This is a genomic window from Limosilactobacillus gastricus DSM 16045 (assembly GCF_001434365.1).
Classification (GTDB): Bacteria; Bacillota; Bacilli; order Lactobacillales; family Lactobacillaceae; genus Limosilactobacillus; species Limosilactobacillus gastricus.
Genome location: NZ_AZFN01000001.1, coordinates 15,634 through 35,649 on the forward strand (window position 1 = coordinate 15,634; position 20,016 = coordinate 35,649).

The following is a 20,016-nucleotide window of genomic DNA, read 5'->3' on the forward strand; positions in this document are numbered from 1 at the left end:
ACATGTGGTTAACCTTTGAACGCTCGTTCAAAGGTTTCAATTACGGCTTGTGTCGTTTCAGTTGCTGAAATATTGTAACTGAGTGCATAACGTCCATATAAGTCTAGGACAACGTGTAAGCGAACTTTGTGTACGGTTTGATTACCATACACAACTTCCGTTGTGTCGGTAGCCCAAACTTCGTTTTTACTTTGGCGATCAAACTGTTCGTTTAATAAATTATCACTGACATATTCTTCGTGACGTTTAATTTGATTATGTTTCTTCTTTCGAATAGTGGTTTTAATATGATTGTCCTGCATACAACGAGTGACCCGCTTTAGGCCCGCACAAAAAGTTAACTTGCCTTCAGACTTCAGTTGCGTCGTCATTCCTAAATAGCCCAGCGTCCAATGGTGCTCTTCCTCTAGTTCAAGAATGGCCGTCAATAATTGATCCTGTTCTTTTCGATAGGGGCTTGTTTCCCGTTTAAGCCATTTATAGTATGCGTCACGTGTTATGCCAGCCAGCTTATTTAACTGCGTGATTGACCATTCATGTTCTCTACTTAGTTCTTGAATTGCTTGGTATTGGTTTTCTTTTTCACCCTCCGGTTGCGTATTTCGACCAATTTTTTTGCGAAGGCAATCTCCATTTCNCCTAGTGGCTATTTTCGGTTTAGTACTATAAATTCAGCTTTTCTATACTTTAATAGCCCCAGTACTCGTTTCTGTAGGCGTAATAATCCAGCTAAGTGGGTATTGACCGTATAGATCCAGGACAACGTGTAGACGGACTCTGTACTTACGAATGTTGTAGGCAATTTCCGTCGTGTCCGTCACCCACACCTGATTTGCGGCAGCTTGTTCAAACTGGCGGTTCGGGGTATTTTGTGCTTCATAAGTTTCCTGCTCCTGCACACGTTTTCTCTTAGGCTGACGATAGTCCGCTTTAATACTGTGTTCCTTCATAATGCACATGACGCGCTTCTTGTTAACTGTGTATGATAATCTTTCCTGCTTTATCAAACGGGTCATCTTGTCATAACCAACGCAGTGTTTATGTTGTGCTTCTAACTGTTTAACGAGCTTTAGAATTTCTTGATCTTGAATATCATGAACCGTCGGTTCATGGGTAAGCCACTTGTAGTAAGCCTGCCGACTTACCCCGGCTGCTTTAACTAGATCAGATACCTTATACCCACTTTGGCTCATTTCCTGAATCGCTTGATATCGTCCGGCCGTTCCACCTCCCGATTGTGTATTTCGATCAATTTTTTTGCGAAGGCAATCTGTACCTCCCGTTCCTTCGCTTTAGCTTTCAGCTGCCTTACTTCTTGTCGTAATCTTTTCACTTCATTGGTTGNCTTGTTGCTTTAATTTGGCTTTAAGCAGTCGATTTTCTGCCCTTAAGCGATCAGCTTCCGTCCATTGAGATTCAGGTTTAGCTTTACCTCGGCGATCACGTAGTGATTCTGGATTATTTCCGCTTTGATGGTACTTACGATACCAACCATAAACTTGTTGGTGACTGACATTGTAGTGCTCAACGGCCCAGTTATAGTTCAAGTCGTGTTTAATCAGTTCTTCAATAATCGTGAGTCTTTCTTCAAAACTAGTCTTTCTGCCATGCATTTTTGAATCTCGCTTTCTTGGCGTATATGCCTTTAAGTTAAATTCATTATACTGGTGAATCCAGTTTAAAAGCTGATTTTTAGATTTAAGCCCATTTTTGATGGCAAATTCCTCTAATGAATGATTCGATGCTTGATATTGTTGATTATGATGAGTAGAGCGTAACCCTTCAACTCCTTGGTATTTGTATTTAAGTTGCCAGGTGTGCAAAGTAAATCTGCTAATTTCATATTTTTTAGCTACCGTGTCTACGTCGATGTACTTTGTCTCATTAATTATTCTTAGCTTATCTTCAACTGAAAATTTAGATTGACGGCCCATAGAAAAATGCCCTCCAAGTATCAGATGATTTTTTATTTCATCTGTATACTTAGAGGGCATTATAGCTTTGGTTAAGCGAGAGTTTATTTTTTAGAATGGGGCATTCCCTAATGCATGTTGTGCTGCGAGGTTAAGTAAGCTCCATTGCCGGTCAAATCCAGGTTGGAAGAAGAAGTCGGCGCAAGCCAGATCTTCTAAGGTTAATTTCTGGGCAATGGCTAGGGATAAAACATTCCCTTGGGCGGTTAGATCAGCTGTGGATAGTACAGAACCACCTAATAATTGATGAGTTAATGGATTGTAAGTTAAGCTGACATAGACTCGAGGATTATCATTTTTCGGAATGTAGGCCGGTCGTTGCCGGTCTTCATAAAAGCTAGTTGCAAAATCAATATGGCTTTCACGAGCAGTCATTTCGTTTAAACCAGCGGTCACAAAATGGTAATCATACACGGAAAGAGCTGATGAACCAACAACGCCTTTAAATGGATGAGTTGGTTTAGCTTTAAAGAGATGGTTAACAACATACTGAGCTTCTCGACGTGCCGTTGTCGCTAAAGCAATTGGCAGTGGTTTATTAGCTGGAATCGAGAGCGGTAGGATCGCATCACCGATGGCGTATACGTCAGGTAGATTAGTCCGTAAGTACGCATCGGTTTGGATGAAACCGTGTCGATCGAGATTAATTGTTCCCTTGAGCCATTGGGTATTCGGTTTAACCCCGGCAGAAACAATGACTAGGTCCGTTGGAATGGTTTCTTGATCAGTTTGAATGGCTGTGACCTGGCCGTTTTCACCAACAAAACTTTCAATATTGAGACCAGTTTTAATGTTAACGCCGTGCTTTTCAAACTCGTTGGTTAAGATGGCGATGTTTTCCGTATTTAAGTAGCGTTCCAGAATATGGTCATTCCGATCCAGGAGGGTCACTTCTTTATTATGGCCATAGGATGATAAGACATCGGCAGCTTCAATCCCAATATAACCGGCACCAACGACAGTGATTTTGTGGAAGCGGTCGTCAGTTAAAGCCGCCTTGATCTTAGTAGCCCAATCGTAACCACGCATTAAATAAATGTTATCCAGGTCAGCGCCAGGGACAGGTAAGGTCATTGGGGTAACCCCAGACGATAGGATTAACTTATCATAAGGGACAGTTTGGTCACTGTCAGTTGCTTTAAAGTGAACCGTCACCGTTTTTTGATCGGCGTTAATAGCCGTTACTTCAGCTTGATTAAAAACATGACCGCCCCGACTTTCAATATCCGCTGGCGCGAAGTTACGGACGTCATCTTGCGCCGTCACCTTATCTTCGAGGAATAATTGCATTCCACAAGACATGAAGGAGACAAAGTCACCGGCTTCATAAATGGCCACATCAACGTGCTCATACTTATCTAAAATCTCAATGGCAGATTCATGCCCACCATGTGATGCACCAACAATAACAACTTTTTGGTTTTCCATAATCTATACCTCCAAATCGGTAAATTGCTTTCTGCGTGTTTATAATAATTCTAAACTAATTCAGAAGCAAGACATATTCTGATAGTAATGGAGGATAAACACAAGAGGAAACCTTACTTTGGCTTAAAAGAAATTTGTTGATCGATTTGAAGGTTTTGGCTGTCGGTGATTAAAGTCGTGATAGGCCCTAATGATAACATGACTAATTCATGCATGGCTCGAGTCATCATGGTGTACAATTGACCGGTTTGTTGCCGGGTAAAATGGTCCTGGCTAATATCGGGGAGGATCACGGCGTCAAATTCAAGACCTTTAGCCAAATAAATTGGCAAAATAATGATCCCAGTTTTTAGACTTAGGTCATGTTCAGTCAGGTGACTAATCTGGTTAAAGTGCGGATGAAGCAGGTGGTAAAGTACCTGGGCTTGTTGGCCATTCTGACTTAAGATGGCGACGGTTTGATAGCCATTTTGTAACCGTTGGGCACACTTGATGAGGGCGGCTTGCCAAGCGGTTGAATCATGGCGAATAATCACTTGGGGTTGGTCACCATGACGACTAAAAGCAGTGATTTGATCTCCGTCCGGCAGTAATGAGGTTGCTAATTGGGTGATTTCATAGGTTGAGCGATAACTTTGTTGCAGATTAACTAGGGTTGGGTGTTGAGCCTGTAAGGATTTGCTAACTCGCTTTAAAAGAACTTGGGGTGCTTCCAAAGGCCGGAATAGAGCCTGCTCACTGTCGCCAATTACCGTAAATTGGGCCTTTGGAAAAGTGTACTTGAGATAGATTAATAAACTGAGAGGATAGTCTTGCATTTCATCAATAAAGACATATTGGAAGTTGCGGTTTTGTCCCCGACCAGTCAGTAAATCACGTAAATATAAGTAAGGGGCGGTATGCGCTAAAGGAAAGTGATGGAATTCCAATTGATGTTGGAAGGATTGGATCAGTTCCTGCCGGTGAATTGAAGCTGGGAGATCAATCCATTGTAGAAAGTCCGTATATTGATTGGGAAAATCAATCATTAAATTATTGTAGAGGGCATCATAAACAATTCGTAAACGTTGCTTCGCTAATTGACGAGCAAGATACCGATCATAAGCGGCCGTATCTTTAAAATTTTCAATTGATTTAGAACCCAATAAGCGTTGGATTTGTTGACGATTAAGCGTGTCGAGTTCTTTAGTTAACCAATCACTTTGGGCGATTTTGGTGATACGCTGTTTCAGTATGCGAATAAAATGGTTTTTTAACTTCACCAGTTGATCTTGTAACTTTAATTGGGGGTCGATTTGATCCCAAATGTGTTGAAAATGTTTTTGGGAAAAGAAGGTTCGGCCATTAAAAGTCACATCGATAAACTGAAGGGGCCGCTGGTGCTGGCGGATCAAGGTTAAATAGTCTTGGACAGCGGTCATAGACAGCGGTCATACTGGTAGGGGATTCAAAGAAATCATCACCGACTTGGTGTGATCGGTCTAATTGTCGTTCTTCATAGCGTTCGAAAAGTGATTCTACTTGTAAGCCTTCAAAGCGACGCTGCAAAAAATTATGGAGGGTGACTTGACGCAAATTCCGTTCACCTAAACTTGGTAAGACCTGGGAAATATAGTGGCTAAAGAGTTGATTAGGCGAGAATAAGACCATTTGATCGGCGTTTAGTTGGTTCCGGGCATGATAAAGCAGAAAAGCGACCCGTTGGAGAATGGTGGAGGTTTTACCACTGCCGGCGACCCCTTGAACCACCAATAAATCACTCTCGGTATCTCGAATAATGGTATTTTGATCGTGTTGGATGGTGGCGACAATATTACGCATAGCTTGATTATTTTGTTCGCCTAAGACTGCTTGCAGCATTTCATCACCAACCGTTTCATTGGTGTCGAACATATTGGTGATTTGACCATCAATAATGGTAAATTGCCGTTTTTTGACCAGTTTGGTTTTTTGAATACCAGCTGGGGTCTGATAGCTAACCTCGCCGAGCGTCCCGTTATAATAAATTCCGGAAATTGGGGCCCGCCAGTCATAAATTAAGAATTCGCTTTTCGTGTGGTCCATCAAAGAAGCAGTGCCAATATATAAAGATTCTGGTTCACGCTCGCCGGGATCTAAGATATCAATTCTCCCAAAGTAAGGATGTTTGGCAAGTTGTTCTAAGGTGGTCAATTGGTGTTGCAAGATCGTTTCGTTTTCCGTCGCCCGGGCCACCAATTGACGTTGTTGTTCAATTGCGGAACGTGATTCGGCAATATCGTCAATTTCATAGCGGTTGATTGAAGCATTAGCTCCATAATTTTCTTCAACGGCGCGAGTTTCATCATGGGCCTTAGCTAATTCGGTACGGGTGGCGTTAATTTGTAATTGAATTTCCTTGATGACTTGATCTACACGTGTCTGCTCGATTTGGCGCTCTGCATCTGTCATGACCGGTCCTCCTAGCTTGATTAATTATCATATTCTATCACGGACCAGGAAAAACGAAAAAGAATGAAAACCTGCGGGAAGATAATGCTTGTTAGCTTTGAAAATGGTAAGATTATAAGGAAACATTTTTGACCAAAAATTAAAATAAGGAGGTGAACCGAGCGTGGAAAATCTGGCAATTGTGGATTTGGGCTCTAATTCGACCCGAATGGCAATTACTCAAATCGATGCGAATGGGAACTTCCGAGAAGTGAAACGAGTGAAGGAAAACACTCGGCTATCTGAAGGAATGGGTGCGGAAAAACGCCTCCAAAAACCTGCCATGGATCGGACTATTGCGGCTTTAAAACGGTTTAAGCGGATTTATCGATCATACTCCCAACTTAGTGTGCGTTGTATTTCGACGGCCGCGGTCCGACAAGCCGTAAATCAACAGGAGTTTTTGGACCGGGTTCAAAATGAAGTCGGGTTGACCCTCCAAGTCCTCACAGGCAAGCAAGAAGCTTACTATGATTACTTGGGAGTTGAACGAACCTTAAAAATGGATCATTGTCTGATCTTGGATGTCGGGGGTGCAAGTTCAGAGTTAGTTCTAGTGCAACATAAAAAGGCTCGGGATATGATTTCTTTACCATTTGGCGCCGTTAATTTATCGGAACAATTTCAATTAGGTGGCTATGTCCGGGCTAACGATCTATTTCGGGCCGAAACGCTGGTTACCAATCGTTTTAATAAAGTTCCTTGGTTACGTTATTCCAATCGTGTGCCGATAGTATTGCTGGGTGGGGCTAATCGAACCCTAGCACGAATGTCACAAGTCCGGCGCAAACAGCGTCCCCATTCAATTCATGGTTATCGGATGTCGTCCGGAGCCGTGTATTCAATTTTTCGCGATATGCTAAGTCGCAATCTGGCACAACGAAAACGTTTGCCAGGATTGGAGTATGACCGAGCTGATATTATTGTAGGGGGCTTATTACCCTTGATTTGTTTGTTGCAACGGAATAGTGACGGCCGTGTGATTTTTTCGGAAAGTGGTGTCCGTGAGGGAATTATTACCGAATATATTCAACAACGAGGGAAACAAGATGACTAAAGAGTGGTATCAAGGTTTTTATAAACGCTCCATCGCACAACGATATCAATTATTACAGGAACACTTGGGGCTGACAGCAGAACAATGTCAGCTTCTTTTTTCGCAATCAGATTCCCTAAGTAGTCAGTTAATTGAAAATTATCTGACTGATTATTATTTGCCGGAAGGCTTGGCCGTGGGTTTAGTAGTAAACGGGCAAAATTATACCCTGCCGATGGTGGTGGAAGAACCTTCCGTTGTTGCCGCAGCTAGTAATGGAGCCCAACGGATTGCCAAAAGTGGTGGCTTTGAGGCGCATCCAGGGGGCCGGAAGGTAATTGGTCAAGTGGTTTTAGAGCAAGTCGAAAATTATGACCAATGTCGGCAATGGATCTTTGATCATCAAGCGACTATCTTACAGGTAGCTAATCAAGCCCACCCGTCCTTACAAAAACGGGGTGCCGGAGCCATCGAACTGCGCGTTCGCCGGATTGAACCCTTTATCAGTGTCGATTTAGTCATTGATGTCAGCCAAGCTATGGGAGCCAACAGTGTCAACACGATGGCAGAAGCCGTGGGTCAATGGTTTCAAAAGCAGGGCTATCAAGTCTTAACAGCCATTTTGAGTAATTATGCAGTCGATAGTTTACAAACCGTTACTGGTAAGGTTCACGTCCGTGATTTAGGGACCATTGATCAAAATGGTCGCCAGGTTGCGGAAAAAATAGTGCAACTTAGTCAGTTAGCCCAAGTGGATCCATATCGAGCGGCCACCCACAATAAGGGCATTATGAATGGAATTGATGCAGCAGTAATTGCTAGCGGTAATGATTGGCGGGCGATTGAGAGTGGGGCACACGCCTATGCCAGTCGAGATGGTCACTATCGCGGGTTAAGCCAATGGCATCTGGAGAAAGATTACTTAGTTGGTCAGTTGACCTTGCCCATGCCAGTCGGAGTGGTTGGGGGTTCGATCAAGCTATTGCCCCAGTCGCAAATTAATTATCAAATCAGTCACATCCAAACCGCGGAAGAATTAGCAGGGGTGATCGCTAGTGTTGGTTTAGCGCAAAATTTGGCCGCACTACGGGCACTGGGTTCCACGGGGATTCAAGCAGGGCATATGAAACTCCAATATCGATCGCTGGCAATTAGTGTCGGGACTAAAGAAGACGAGATTGCAGGGCTGGTGCAAGCTTTAATTGCTAGTCCTCGTGTTGATACGCAAGTGGCGACCAAGTTATTAGAAGAATTACGAGGTAAAAAGTAAATGGCAGGTAAGAAAGTATCATTAAAAGCTGCAACCAACGAGTTACTAGAGCAAGTGAATCAGCTTTATCCTACCGGGACAGTGTTCTTGGATTTTGAGGGTGACCAAGTAGGTTATGTTCGTCATGATCAAGCCCAGCAAAAAGTTTTTCCGGGCGGCTTGATGATTACTTTAACGGACCTTACGGAACCAGACTACACGGCCTCGCATGAATTGTTGCATTTATTAATGCTTTTACAAGGTTTTCCACAAATCTTTTTCCAATTATCGCTAGGTGAAGATGAGTTGGATGAACAAATGATGATCATGGCAACGGATCTATATAATGTTGCCATGCATACGGTGGTCGTAGATGAACAACGGCGCCACGAATTAATCACTCCGCAAATTGAAGCAGAATACTTAGCGGGGATTCACGCCACCTTGTCGGACGAAGGCGACCAAGTAGATAATGAGCGTACTTTACGCTTGTTAACCTTATTAGATGCCTTAGTTTTTTATGGTGATCACCTAGATCAGGTGCAAGCTGATTTGAATCAACGTTACCCATCAGCCTTAAAGACGGCCCAAGCACTTTATGCCCAGGCCTTTGATAAAGCCGTTGACTCTCCTTATGCGATGCGACGGGTCATTGTACGATTGTTCAAGTTGTTTGATGAACAAATGCATGCATGGCAATTACCACCATTGCATAATACGGAATTTACTACTGTTTCACCAGTGCTCTCGGAACGGCAATTGCGATTATCGGTAAAACAAGTTTTTGAGATTTTTCATTCAGATATGCAAAATCGGGAGAGTGGCAAAAGAGCTTATGTTGGGTTAAGGCGGAATGATCGCCAAAACTCATTTGTCATTGATGCTCCCCAAGGCGATACTGCCGCTGAATTTGTGAGTCTGTATGCTCAACCAGTTCAAGAATTTTTAGATCAACACGGGATTCCATATATTGTAAGGAAGTGATCGAATGGCAAACCCACATCAAGCTTTATATGATGAAGCAAAAGCAATGGTCTTTTTAACTGGAGCCGGAGTTTCTACGGCTTCCGGGATTCCAGATTTTCGTTCGGCCAATGGTTTATATCAACAAAATCAACGGGCTGAGTACTATTTGAGCCATCAGTATTTTGCCACTGATCCCGCTGGTTTTTATGATTATTGTCAACAAAACCTTTACTTTCCGGATGCCAAGCCAAACGTGATACATCAAAAACAAGCCGCGCTGACCCAACAAGACCGGGCAACGGTCATTACGCAAAACATTGATAATCTCTATGAATTAGCAGAGACTAAACATTTAATTGACTTTCATGGAAATCTCTACGATTTATATTGTGTTAAATGTCACCAAAAAGTTAGCTTGGTTGACTACCAAACTAGTCGGATTCATTCAAGTGATGGAGGTGAGATTCGTCCTAATATTGTCTTGTACGATGAACCAATTGATAGTCAAAACGTACAAAAATCTGTTGCGGCGATGCAACAGGCTGATTTAGTGGTGATTGTAGGGACCTCCATGCGGGTATATCCCTTTGCCGGATTATTGGATTATGTAAATCCGCGAGCCAAAGTGATTGCAGTTAATCAGGAGCCTTTACAACTTCCAATTGCTTTTGAAATGGTCACAACTGATGCCAGTCAGTATTTTAAAGAATTGAAGATTAATGCTTAGTATGATAGACTAGGCTGGTTGTATAAAAACGGGGCAGAAATTCTGAACCGCTTTTTTTATGGAATTAAGAAAGGGGGATTCGCTAATGACACAAAAAACCAAGCGGACCATATACATTATGTTGATTAGTCAGTTTTTGATTTTCTTAGGAATGAGTTTAATTTTTCCGGTTGAGCCCTATATCCGAAAGGAGTATCATTTAACCGCTTTTGATATGGGAATGATGTCAGCTTTGTTTGCCTTAGTGCAATTTGCGGCATCCCCAATTGCTGGTCGCTTGTCAGACCGTTGGGGACGAAAGCCTATGATGGTTTGGGGGTTAGTTATGTTTACCGTGGGTGAATTTATTTTCGCCATGGGACAAAATTTATTTTGGTTTGACTTCTCGCGGATGATTGATGGTTTATCGGCGGCCATGTTTACGCCGGCTTCGATGGCTTTAGCGGCAGATATTACGACCGAACAGCAACGAGCGAAGGTAATTGGTTGGCTATCAGCAGCCTTTAGCGGTGGCTTAATTCTTGGCCCTGGCCTGGGAGGGATTTTAGCCAATATTTCTTACAAATTTCCTTTTTGGATCGCGGGGATTCTAGGGGTAATTAGTATTCTGGTGACCGTGATTTGGTTACCAAAGGATGATGAACATGATCTGAAGGCGCATGCTCAAATGGCCGAAGAATATCGATCGGCGAGTTCTTGGGAACAATTAAAGCAAATTATGTCCCCAGCGCTGATGATGTTGTGTGTCATGATTTTGATTGCGGCCTTTGGACTAGCCGGCTTTGAAAGTATTTATAGTCTATATGTTAATCAAGTCCACGGCTTTGATCTCAATCAGATTGCGACTGTCTTAACATTAAATGGGGTTTTGTCATTGATTCTACAAGTTTTCCTATTTGAATGGCTGGTGGATAAACTTAAAGAAGTGGGCTTGATTCGCCTAACTTATTTCGTGGCCATTATTGGGACCGTGATGGTGATTTACTTGCATCATTATTGGCTGGTGGTCTTTGCGACCTTATTGGTATTTGAAGGTTTCGATTTAGTACGTCCTGCCATTACTACTCTAATGACCAAGTTAGGTCGGGATAATCAAGGTCTGTTGAATGGAGTTAATACTTCCCTTACTAGTGTGGGAAATGTCTTTGGTCCTCTTTTATCGGGGTGGTTATTAGATGTTAATTCCCTATATCCATATTGGCTTGTGAACGTCTTTTTGGTGATTGCTTTTCTAATTACTTTTAGTTTAGCGCGCCAGATGAAAAGACAATAGTTACTGAAGAACGGGTTAGCATTGCGATGCACCCGTTTTTTGCTTATACTAGATACTAAAATAAATTTGATGAAAGAGGGGCCTCATATGGCTGAAAATAAACCAACTTATTACATTACCACACCGATTTACTATCCATCTGGTAAGCTACACATCGGGAATTCATACACGACGGTTGCTTGTGATGCTGAAGCACGTTTTCGGCGGATGAGTGGCTATGATGTCTTCTTCTTAACGGGAACGGACGAACATGGTCTTAAAATTGAACAAAAGGCTGAGAAATTAGGCCTTGATCCACAAACCTACGTTGATCAAATGGCTGCTGGGATTAAAGAACTATGGAAGAAATTGGAAATTACCAATGATAAGTTTATTCGGACGACCGACGATTATCATGAAGCGGCGGTACAAAAGATCTTCCAACAATTACTGGACCAAGGGGACATCTACAAAGGTGAGTACGTTGGTTGGTATTCGGTTGATGATGAAGAATACTTTACCGAAAGCCAATTAGCCGAAGTTTATCGGGATGACCAAGGCCAAGTGATTGGTGGGAAAGCACCGTCTGGTCATGAAGTGGAATTGGTGAAGGAAGAATCTTATTTCTTCAAGATGAGCAAGTACGCTGATTGGTTAATGGATTATTACCAAGCTCATCCTGATTTTATTCAACCGAGCTCACGGATGAATGAAATGATCAACAATTTCTTAAAACCTGGGCTAGAAGATCTGGCGGTTACACGGACATCCTTTAATTGGGGAGTTAAAGTGCCGAATGATCCAAAACACGTGGTTTATGTGTGGATTGATGCTTTATCGAACTATATTACGGCCTTGGGGTATGGATCTGATGATGATAGTCTCTACCAAAAATATTGGCCAGCTGATGTGCATATGGTTGGTAAAGAAATCGTGCGTTTCCACACCATCTATTGGCCAATCATGTTACATGCCTTAGGATTACCATTGCCAAAGCATATTATCGGTCATGGTTGGCTGACCATGAAAGATGGAAAAATGAGTAAGTCTAAAGGAAATGTGATTTACCCAGAAACCTTGATTGAGCGTTATGGTTTAGATGCGACGCGCTACTATCTATTGCGGGCCATGCCATTTGGTAACGACGGGATTTTTAGCCCCGAAGATTTTGTGGACAAAGTTAACTATGATTTAGCTAATGACCTCGGGAATTTGTTAAATCGGACTGTCGCCATGGTTAATAAGTACCAAGGTGGTCAACTAGTGGCAACTAATGATGCCACTACTGATTTTGATGCTGATTTAAAAGCAACTTTTGAAGAAGTGTTAGCAAATTATCGGACTTTAATGGCTGATACGCACTTTGCGGATGCCTTAGCTGAAGTGTGGAAGTTTGTTTCTCGGGCTAATAAGTACATTGACGAAACTGAACCTTGGGTTTTAGCTAAGGATGAATCCCAAGCAGCGGTACTTTCCGATGTGATGACGAATCTAGCGAAATCATTACGGGTGATTGCTGCCTTGATTCAACCAGTAATGCCAAATGCTCCGCGAGAAATCTTGAATCAATTAGGTTTAGCAGAAACAACGTTAACCTTAAATGACCTATCATTTGATGACTTCCCCGCTACGGCACAAGTAGTTGCCAAAGGGACGCCAATCTTCCCTCGTTTGGATGTGCCAGCAGAAGTAAAATTCATTAAGAGCCAGATGACAGCTAATACCAAACAAAAAGGTCGTAAGGCAATGGAAGAGGCCAAACAACAGGCGCAAGAAGTTGAATCAACTGGAAAGAAGGCTATCCGGATTGATGCCTTTGATAAGGTGGAATTAAAGGTGGCCCAGATTAAAGCAGTGGATCATGTAGAAGGAGCCGACAAATTATTGAAGTTCCAATTAGACGATGGGACGGCTGAAGGTCGGCAAATTTTGTCGGGGATTGCCCAATGGTATCCGCAACCAGAGGCTTTGGTGGGTAAAAAGGTCGTGATTGTTGCCAACTTGAAACCACGTAAAATGCGCGGTGAACTCAGTCAAGGGATGTTACTGTCGGCTGAACATGATGGCAAGGTAGAACTCGTGACCTTACCAGATACAGACGTGATGGTGCCCGGCGCTGGGGTTGAGTAGGCATGGGAATTTACGATTCCCACACCCACTTAAATGATGAACCGTTTTTTGATGATGTGCCGGCTTTTTTGGCCCGGGCCCAACATTATCAAGTTACGGAGATGAATATTGTGGGATCAAATCAGCTCCTTAATCAGCGGGCCTTAGAGTTGGCACACCGATACCATCAATTACACGCCGTAATTGGCTGGCATCCAGAGGAGTTTAGTGATTATCAGGTGGCAACCTTGGATCAGTTAGCAAACCAGCTAGCCGATCCTGCAGTAGTGGCCGTGGGTGAAATTGGTCTGGACTATTACTGGGATCAAGATCATCATGAACTGCAAAAGCAGATGTTACTCGATCAGATTTCATTAGCTCAACAATTCCATCTGCCGATCGTCATTCATTGTCGTGAGGCCTTAGCGGAACTGTATGACATCTTAAAAATGACTGACATATCAGCAATTGGTGGCGTTATGCATAGTTTTAGCGGGGATGTCGATTGGGCGAAGAAATTTTTAGATTTAGGGATGTATTTATCCTTCAGTGGAGTAGTTACTTTTAATTCTGCCCATGAGGTTCAAGCTAGCGCCCAATATGTGCCAGCAGACCGCTTATTAGTGGAAACAGATGCACCTTACCTAACTCCCATGCCCTATCGAGGAAAGCAAAATGAGCCGGCCTTTACTGCTTTTGTGGTTGAAAAATTAGCTCAGCTAAGGCAAGTTGAGCCGGATGAACTGGCGCAAGTTACAACGGAAAATGCCCGGCAATTATTTAAGAAAAGAGATTAAAATGGATAAGATTAAGGAAATCATTGTGGTTGAAGGTCGCGATGATACCAAGCGAGTCCATGAAGCCTTAAATGCAGACACGTTCGAAACGAACGGGTCTGCTTTATCGTTAGATGATTTAAAGCGTTTAGAAGTTTTGCAAGCTAAACGTGGCCTAATTGTATTAACAGATCCCGACTTTAATGGAGAGCGGATTCGGAAGATGATTAGCCATAAGATTCCGGAAGCCAAGCACGCTTTTATTAGCCGCCAGGCGGGAGTGCCCAAAAATCGTAGCGGGAGTTTAGGGGTAGAGCATGCTAGTCCACAAGCAATTCGGCAAGCGATCCAAGTGGCACATGGTAGTCATAGTCTAGATAAGTTGCTACCTACAATTAACCAGACAGATCTTATGCAAGCCCATTTGATCGCTCATCCCCAAGCCAAGCAACGCCGCCTCCAATTGGGTGAAGTATTAGGGATCGGCTATGTAAATGGTAAACAGTTACTGCGCCGTCTACAGATGTTTCAGATTACGGCTGAGGAACTAAGATCGGCCATTCAACAAATTGATCAGAAAGGTTCATCATATGAAGAAAACAACCGCAATTGGTAATTATCGGCGGACGCGTGAGATTTTAGAAAAACACGGGATTCATGCCAAGAAAGGCTTTGGGCAAAATTTTTTGACCGACTTGAACGTGTTAAACGGGATTGTCCAAGCTGCTCACATCACACAGGATGATAATGTGATTGAGATTGGTCCAGGGATTGGGGCCCTAACTGAAGTATTAGCCAAAGCGGCGCATCAAGTAGTGGCTTTAGAAATTGACGGTGATTTATTGCCCGTTCTTGATGATGTTTTAACTCCATACAACAATGTGAAGGTCATACATCAAGATATTTTAAAAGCTAATCTCCCAGAATTGATTCAAACAGAGTTTGCTAATCCTCAGCAACCCATTAAAGTTGTGGCCAACCTTCCATATTACATTACCAGTCCCATTTTAATGAACCTGTTGGCTAGTGAAGTCAACTGGGATACAATTTGTGTAATGATGCAAAAGGAAGTGGCGGAACGTTTAACTGCTAAACCGGGAACTAAAGCCTATGGCTCCTTGACCTTAGCGATTGAGTATCAAATGCAAGCGAAGGTCGCTTTTAATGTGTCGCGGCGGTCCTTTGTTCCAGCTCCCAATGTGGACTCAGCTATTGTGGTTTTAACGCCCCGTCCAAACGAATTACCAGAGTTGCCCTATGATGATAAACGTCTTTTTGGTTTAATTCGGGGGTGCTTTGCCCATCGGCGCAAGAGTCTTTGGAATAATTTGAAGTCATTAATGTCCAATGATCGGGCTAAGCTTGATTTAGTTACCAATGCCTTAGCAGAAATTCAAATTGATCCGCAAACGCGACCAGAACAGTTAACCTTGAACGATTATATTCGCTTGACCAATGCTTTACATCAGCAAATGGTCTGGTAACTTAAATTGATTGAAGCTGGGAAAAAAGTAATCAGACGCCCCATAGGGCTAACCTAGAATGAGTGTTGGTACGAAACGGATCAACGTGAGTTCGTGGTTAGGCTTGTGGGGCGCGCTTTTTGACCGTAATTACGAGCATGATCAAAAGAATTAAGGATACCATTAGTTGAAAGGATGCTGGGGACCTTAGTATAATGAATGACAAGTATAATTTTTGTGGGAAGGAGGCCATTGATGATAATTACGGAAAAAGCTCCAGCCAAAATCAATTTAGCTTTGGATACCCCCATGCGATATTTTGATGGGTTACCCCAATGGAATATGGTGATGAATTCGGTTGATTTGGCCGATTATGTTACTGTCGAAACTCACCCTAGTCCCCAGACCATTAAGGTTTACACAGATAGTGGCTTTTTGCCCAATGACCAGCGAAACTTGGCCTATCAAGCTGCTCATATTTTGAAATCTCGCTTTCATCAAAGCGAAGGAGTGACAATTCGGATTCAAAAAAATATTCCAGTTGCCGCGGGGTTGGGTGGTGGATCATCGGATGCGGCAGCTGTTTTACGGGCTTTGAATCAGGCTTGGCATTTAGACTTATCTTTAGCTGAACTAGCTAAATTAGCCCTGTCGATCGATTCGGATGTGCCATATTGCGTCTATGGACATACTGCGCATGTGACGGGGCATGGAGAACAGGTCACTCCGCTACCTAATTTTCCTCACTATTGGGTCGTGATTGCAAAACCCAAAGTTAGTGTTTCAACTCCAACGATCCTACGACAAATTAATTATGAAACGATTCAACATGTTCCAACTAATCAGTTAGTGGCAACGATCCAAGAACATAATTGGGCCCAGGCTTGTCAATATATGGGAAATTGCCTCGAGACGGTGACTTGTCAAGAATATCCGGAAATCAATAAACTTAAGCAGAAAATGTTATCACTGGGGGCCGATGTTTCACAAATGAGTGGAACTGGACCAACGGTTTTTGCCATTTGCCATGCTGAATCCCGAGCCAAACGGATTTACAATGGGCTAAAAGGCTTTTGTCATGAGGTCTATCAAGTTGTCTTATTATAAGGGGCTGGTGAAGAAAAAATCTTCCCAGCTCATTATTTATGTCTAATAAAAATAAATTCCACTTGCTTTATCGGTAACTATCAAGTATCATACTTTAGTTTAAATGGTAACTATTACTATTAAATAAAAAATAAGCAATTAGGGGATTGTAGTATGATCAAAAAATATTGGAAAATCGGTTTATTAGTGGTGGTTTTATTAGGCGTCTTCGGTTTAATGGTTACGAATTGGACACCTAATAAGACTAGTCAAAAGCCAATTCGGGTGGTCACTAGTTTGAATTTTTATGGTGAAGTGGCCAAAGCAGTTGCTGGGGACCATGGTCAAGTTACTTCATTTATTGATAATGAGGCAGTGGATCCTCATGATTTCCAACCATCAACGAAAGAAGCCCAAAAAGTGGCCAAAGCAAATGTCGTGATTGTGAATGGGTTGGGATATGATAGTTGGCTAACTAAGTTAACCAAAGCTGCTGATAGTTCCCAAAAAGTGATTAATGTCGGGACTCAAGTGGCTGATAAAAAGAATGGCGATAATGAACACGTTTGGTACCAACCAGCGACCATGAATAAGTTGGCAACCCAGCTTGCCAAGCAATTTAGTAAACTTGATCCAGAACATAAGGCTGATTATTATAAGAATGCTAAGGCCTACCAAACCAAGCTTACGAAACTAGACGAAGTGATTAAAACCGCTAAACAGAATGTTGGCGATCAAAAATTGGTTGATGTAAGTGAACCGGTTTTTGACTATGCTTTGAACAATCTTGGTTACGAAGTTAACAACAAACATTTCGAAAAAGCGGTGGAAGATGATAATGACCCATCTCCACAAGACATTCAACAAATTCGAGATGATATTACTCAACATAAGATTGCTTTCTTTGTTAATAACAGCCAAGAAAGTGACAAGACAGTTAAGAACTTAGTAAAATTAGCTCAGGAAAATAATGTGCCAGTTTTAAACGTTACCGAAACAGAACCAAATGGGAAGTCATATGTCGAATGGATGACGGACCAGTATAAACAATTAATTAAAATTCAAGGAAGTGAATCATCATCGCATTCATAGACATTCAACATTTGTCATTAGGTTATGGCAGTAAACCGGTCGTTACCGATCTGAACTTATCGATTCAGCAAGGTGAATTTTTAGTGGTGGTCGGCGAAAATGGGGTTGGTAAAACGACTTTAGTCCGGGCTTTACTCAAGCAGTTAACCCCACATGCGGGTGAAATTGTCCGCGATCCAAAGGTTAAAATTGGTTATGTACCGCAATTTCGGAATTTAGATAATGAATATCCCTTATCAATTCGTGATTTTATTGCCTTAAATCTACCAATGAAAATGATGCCGTGGCTAACGACAGTTGAACGTCAACAAGTTGATCGGATCATTAAAGCAACAAACCTTTCGGCAATTGCCGATCAACCACTCGGGTTAGCCTCAGGGGGCGAAAAGCAACGGACCTATTTAGCTCAAAGCTTGCTCAGTAATCCGAATCTGTTGATCCTTGATGAATCCACTGCGAGTCTGGACCCAGACAGTAAAATTGAATTATTGTCGTTAGTTCAAAAATTCCAACAGTCCGGTCTAACCGTGATCTTTGTCACTCACGATTGGGAGTTGGCGCAACAATTTGGGACACATTTTTTGCATATGGAACCAGGTTGCTACCGAAATGGGACGATTGATCAACTATCACAACACTTAGGAGGGAAATAAATGTTTGCTTTAAGTTTTATGCGTCACGCTTTTGTGGCGAGCACATTAATTGCCATCCTTAGTGGAGTCATTGGGGTTTTTGTCGTTGCTCGTCAAATGTCTTTTATGACCCATACCCTTTCTGAAATTGGCTTTGCGGGTGGATCCTTTGCGGTCTTTGCCGGCTGGTCATCTTTAAATGGGATGATTTTATTTACCGTCTTGAGTTCCGTGTTGGTTGGCCAGCTAAGCCTGAAAGAATCTCGTCGGGAAGCGGTGATTAGTGCCGTGTCAGCTCTTTTTATTGGTTTAGGGATTTTGTTTCTTTCGTTAAGTAGCCAGACGGCTAGTTCAGCCACTAGTATTCTGTTCGGTAGTGTTGTTGGAATTAGTATTACCGAGGTTTGGCAGTTACTGTGGTTGACGATCTTGATTTTAGTAGCGGTTTTCCTTATGTATCGGCGCTTGAAATTTACTTCCTTTGACCGAGATGGAGCTAAGGTCAGCGCCATTAACGAAACGGTGATTTCAATCTTATTTTTGTTAATTTTAGCGGTTAGCGTTAGTGTAACAGCGCAGATCGTTGGGTCACTCTTGATTTTTATTTTGCTAACCCTCCCAGCGGCTAGTGCCAAATACTATACGACTGGGGTCGCAAAAATGATTGGCTTAGCTATTCTCTTTTCCTTATTAGGGACCTGGCTCGGGCTTTACTTGGGTTACATTACGAACTGGCCCGTTTCTTTCTTTATTGCGGTGATTGAGGTTCTGATTTATTTGTCGGCCTTGATATATCGTCATTATCAAGTCAATTAGTGAAGGATGCCGAAAAAGGCGTCCTTTTTTGCTGTATTTTGTTCTTTTAGGAGGTAAAAGGCGAACATTCGTGTTACAATTGATGCATCTAATTTGTTAACGACATTGTAATGAGGTAAAAATATGAAAATTAGACGGAGTAATCGGTTGGTCGATATGACACGTTATTTGTTGGAACATCCCCGCGAATTAGTGTCATTAAAGTTCTTTGGCGAACGGTATGGATCAGCGAAGTCATCCATTAGCGAAGATTTAGGGATCATACGAAAAACGCTCCAAGATTGGGGCGTTGGTAAGTTGGAAACCTTACCAGGAGCCAGCGGGGGAGCGCGGTTAACGCCGATGTATAGTGCTGATAATGCCAAGATGGTAATAGATCAATTGGTTGAAAAGGTTGATGATGAGAGCCGGCTCTTACCAGGAGGGTATGTTTACCTTTCAGATTTACTAGGCGATCCAGAAGTTTTGCGAGAAATCGGACGCTTGATCGCGACCCAATACGAAGCGCAAGACGTGGATGTGGTTATGACGATTGAGACCAAGGGAATCCCATTAGCTCAAAGTGTGGCCATGTATCTAAATCGCCCATTTGTTATCGTTCGGAATAGTTCTCACATTACTGAAGGATCGACGGTCAGCGTTAACTATGTATCGGGGTCTTCTCAAAGAATCAAGAAAATGGAATTATCACGGCGGACCCTTAAAGAAGGGGCCAACGTGGTCGTAGTTGACGACTTCTTAAAAGGTGGTGGCACCCTTAATGGGATGAAGTCTTTGATCGATGAATTTGGCGCCCATTTGGTGGGGATGAATGTTTTTGCAGAAGGTCAGTTTGAAGGGGAACGCTTAATTGGTGAATGCACCTCTCTGATTAAGGTTGACAGTTCTGATAACCAATTTAGTGCCAAACCTGGTAATTATTTAGCAACGGTATTTGATTAA

Annotated in this window: 16 protein-coding genes and 5 pseudogenes; 14 read left to right on the forward strand and 7 right to left on the reverse strand. The window is 42.5% G+C overall.

Annotation, left to right across the window (positions count from 1 at the left end):
* Positions 1 to 8: 8 nt before the first annotated feature.
* The 7 genes and pseudogenes from FC60_RS09620 to helD form a co-directional block, all read right to left on the reverse strand.
* Positions 9 to 428, reverse strand: coding sequence for an IS3 family transposase (locus FC60_RS09620; RefSeq protein ID WP_235806041.1), 420 nt, complete (start codon positions 426 to 428; stop codon positions 9 to 11).
* Between the two features lie 119 nt (positions 429 to 547).
* Positions 548 to 637: pseudogene (locus FC60_RS09625) on the reverse strand (helix-turn-helix domain-containing protein); the annotation flags it as partial.
* A 46-nt stretch (positions 638 to 683) separates the two neighbouring features.
* Positions 684 to 1,193, reverse strand: a pseudogene (locus FC60_RS00095) (IS3 family transposase); the annotation flags it as partial.
* Positions 1,190 to 1,344: pseudogene (locus tag FC60_RS09630) on the reverse strand (helix-turn-helix domain-containing protein); the annotation flags it as partial. The pseudogenes FC60_RS00095 and FC60_RS09630, both read right to left, overlap by 4 nt.
* Position 1,345: 1 nt before the next feature.
* Positions 1,346 to 1,994: pseudogene (locus FC60_RS09455) on the reverse strand (helix-turn-helix domain-containing protein); the annotation flags it as partial.
* Positions 1,995 to 2,024: 30 nt separating this feature from the next.
* Positions 2,025 to 3,401 carry an FAD-dependent oxidoreductase gene (locus FC60_RS00105; RefSeq protein WP_056936514.1) on the reverse strand — a complete coding sequence of 459 codons (1,377 nt, stop codon included), beginning with the start codon at positions 3,399 to 3,401 and terminating at the stop codon, positions 2,025 to 2,027.
* 113 nt (positions 3,402 to 3,514) lie between these two features.
* Positions 3,515 to 5,831 (reverse strand): annotated as a pseudogene (helD, locus tag FC60_RS09805) (RNA polymerase recycling motor HelD).
* A 163-nt stretch (positions 5,832 to 5,994) separates the two neighbouring features.
* Between helD and FC60_RS00115 the strand changes: the two are divergent.
* The 14 genes from FC60_RS00115 to purR all read left to right on the forward strand — a co-directional run bounded on the left by FC60_RS00115 (position 5,995) and on the right by purR (position 20,016).
* Positions 5,995 to 6,927 (forward strand): Ppx/GppA family phosphatase, encoded by a 933-nt coding sequence (locus tag FC60_RS00115; protein ID WP_056936515.1) that lies wholly within the window; start codon positions 5,995 to 5,997, stop codon positions 6,925 to 6,927.
* The gene (locus FC60_RS00120) at positions 6,920 to 8,176 is read left to right on the forward strand and encodes a hydroxymethylglutaryl-CoA reductase, degradative (protein ID WP_056936516.1); all 1,257 of its coding nucleotides are present in this window, start codon (positions 6,920 to 6,922) and stop codon (positions 8,174 to 8,176) included. Before FC60_RS00115 ends, FC60_RS00120 begins: the two co-directional genes overlap by 8 nt.
* Positions 8,177 to 9,139, forward strand: a complete 963-nt coding sequence (locus FC60_RS00125) for a hypothetical protein (RefSeq protein WP_056936517.1) — start codon at positions 8,177 to 8,179, stop codon at positions 9,137 to 9,139.
* Between the two features lie 4 nt (positions 9,140 to 9,143).
* A complete protein-coding gene (locus FC60_RS00130) occupies positions 9,144 to 9,848 on the forward strand; it encodes an NAD-dependent protein deacylase (protein ID WP_056936518.1) in 705 nt (234 codons plus the stop codon).
* 85 nt (positions 9,849 to 9,933) lie between these two features.
* The gene (locus tag FC60_RS00135; protein ID WP_056936519.1) at positions 9,934 to 11,121 is read left to right on the forward strand and encodes an MFS transporter; all 1,188 of its coding nucleotides are present in this window, start codon (positions 9,934 to 9,936) and stop codon (positions 11,119 to 11,121) included.
* 87 nt (positions 11,122 to 11,208) lie between these two features.
* Positions 11,209 to 13,230 (forward strand): methionine--tRNA ligase, encoded by a 2,022-nt coding sequence (metG, locus tag FC60_RS00140; protein ID WP_056936520.1) that lies wholly within the window; start codon positions 11,209 to 11,211, stop codon positions 13,228 to 13,230.
* Between the two features lie 2 nt (positions 13,231 to 13,232).
* A complete protein-coding gene (locus FC60_RS00145; protein ID WP_056936521.1) occupies positions 13,233 to 14,006 on the forward strand; it encodes a TatD family hydrolase in 774 nt (257 codons plus the stop codon).
* 1 nt (position 14,007) lies between these two features.
* Positions 14,008 to 14,601, forward strand: coding sequence for a ribonuclease M5 (rnmV, locus tag FC60_RS00150; RefSeq protein ID WP_056936522.1), 594 nt, complete (start codon positions 14,008 to 14,010; stop codon positions 14,599 to 14,601).
* On the forward strand, positions 14,576 to 15,469 hold the full coding sequence (gene rsmA, locus FC60_RS00155; protein ID WP_056936523.1) for a 16S rRNA (adenine(1518)-N(6)/adenine(1519)-N(6))-dimethyltransferase RsmA: 894 nt from the start codon (positions 14,576 to 14,578) through the stop codon (positions 15,467 to 15,469). The genes rnmV and rsmA overlap by 26 nt, the downstream gene beginning before the upstream one ends.
* Positions 15,470 to 15,703: 234 nt before the next feature.
* Positions 15,704 to 16,555 (forward strand): 4-(cytidine 5'-diphospho)-2-C-methyl-D-erythritol kinase, encoded by an 852-nt coding sequence (gene ispE, locus FC60_RS00160; protein ID WP_056936524.1) that lies wholly within the window; start codon positions 15,704 to 15,706, stop codon positions 16,553 to 16,555.
* A gap of 153 nt (positions 16,556 to 16,708) precedes the next feature.
* Entirely contained in the window at positions 16,709 to 17,626 is a 918-nt protein-coding gene (locus FC60_RS00165) for a metal ABC transporter solute-binding protein, Zn/Mn family (protein ID WP_082601305.1), read from the forward strand.
* Positions 17,614 to 18,279, forward strand: a complete 666-nt coding sequence (locus tag FC60_RS00170) for a metal ABC transporter ATP-binding protein (protein WP_056936525.1) — start codon at positions 17,614 to 17,616, stop codon at positions 18,277 to 18,279. The genes FC60_RS00165 and FC60_RS00170 overlap by 13 nt, the downstream gene beginning before the upstream one ends.
* Complete coding sequence (locus tag FC60_RS00175; protein WP_056936526.1) at positions 18,280 to 19,074, forward strand: metal ABC transporter permease; 795 nt, start codon at positions 18,280 to 18,282, stop codon at positions 19,072 to 19,074.
* A gap of 123 nt (positions 19,075 to 19,197) precedes the next feature.
* Positions 19,198 to 20,016, forward strand: coding sequence for a pur operon repressor (gene purR, locus FC60_RS00180; protein WP_056936527.1), 819 nt, complete (start codon positions 19,198 to 19,200; stop codon positions 20,014 to 20,016).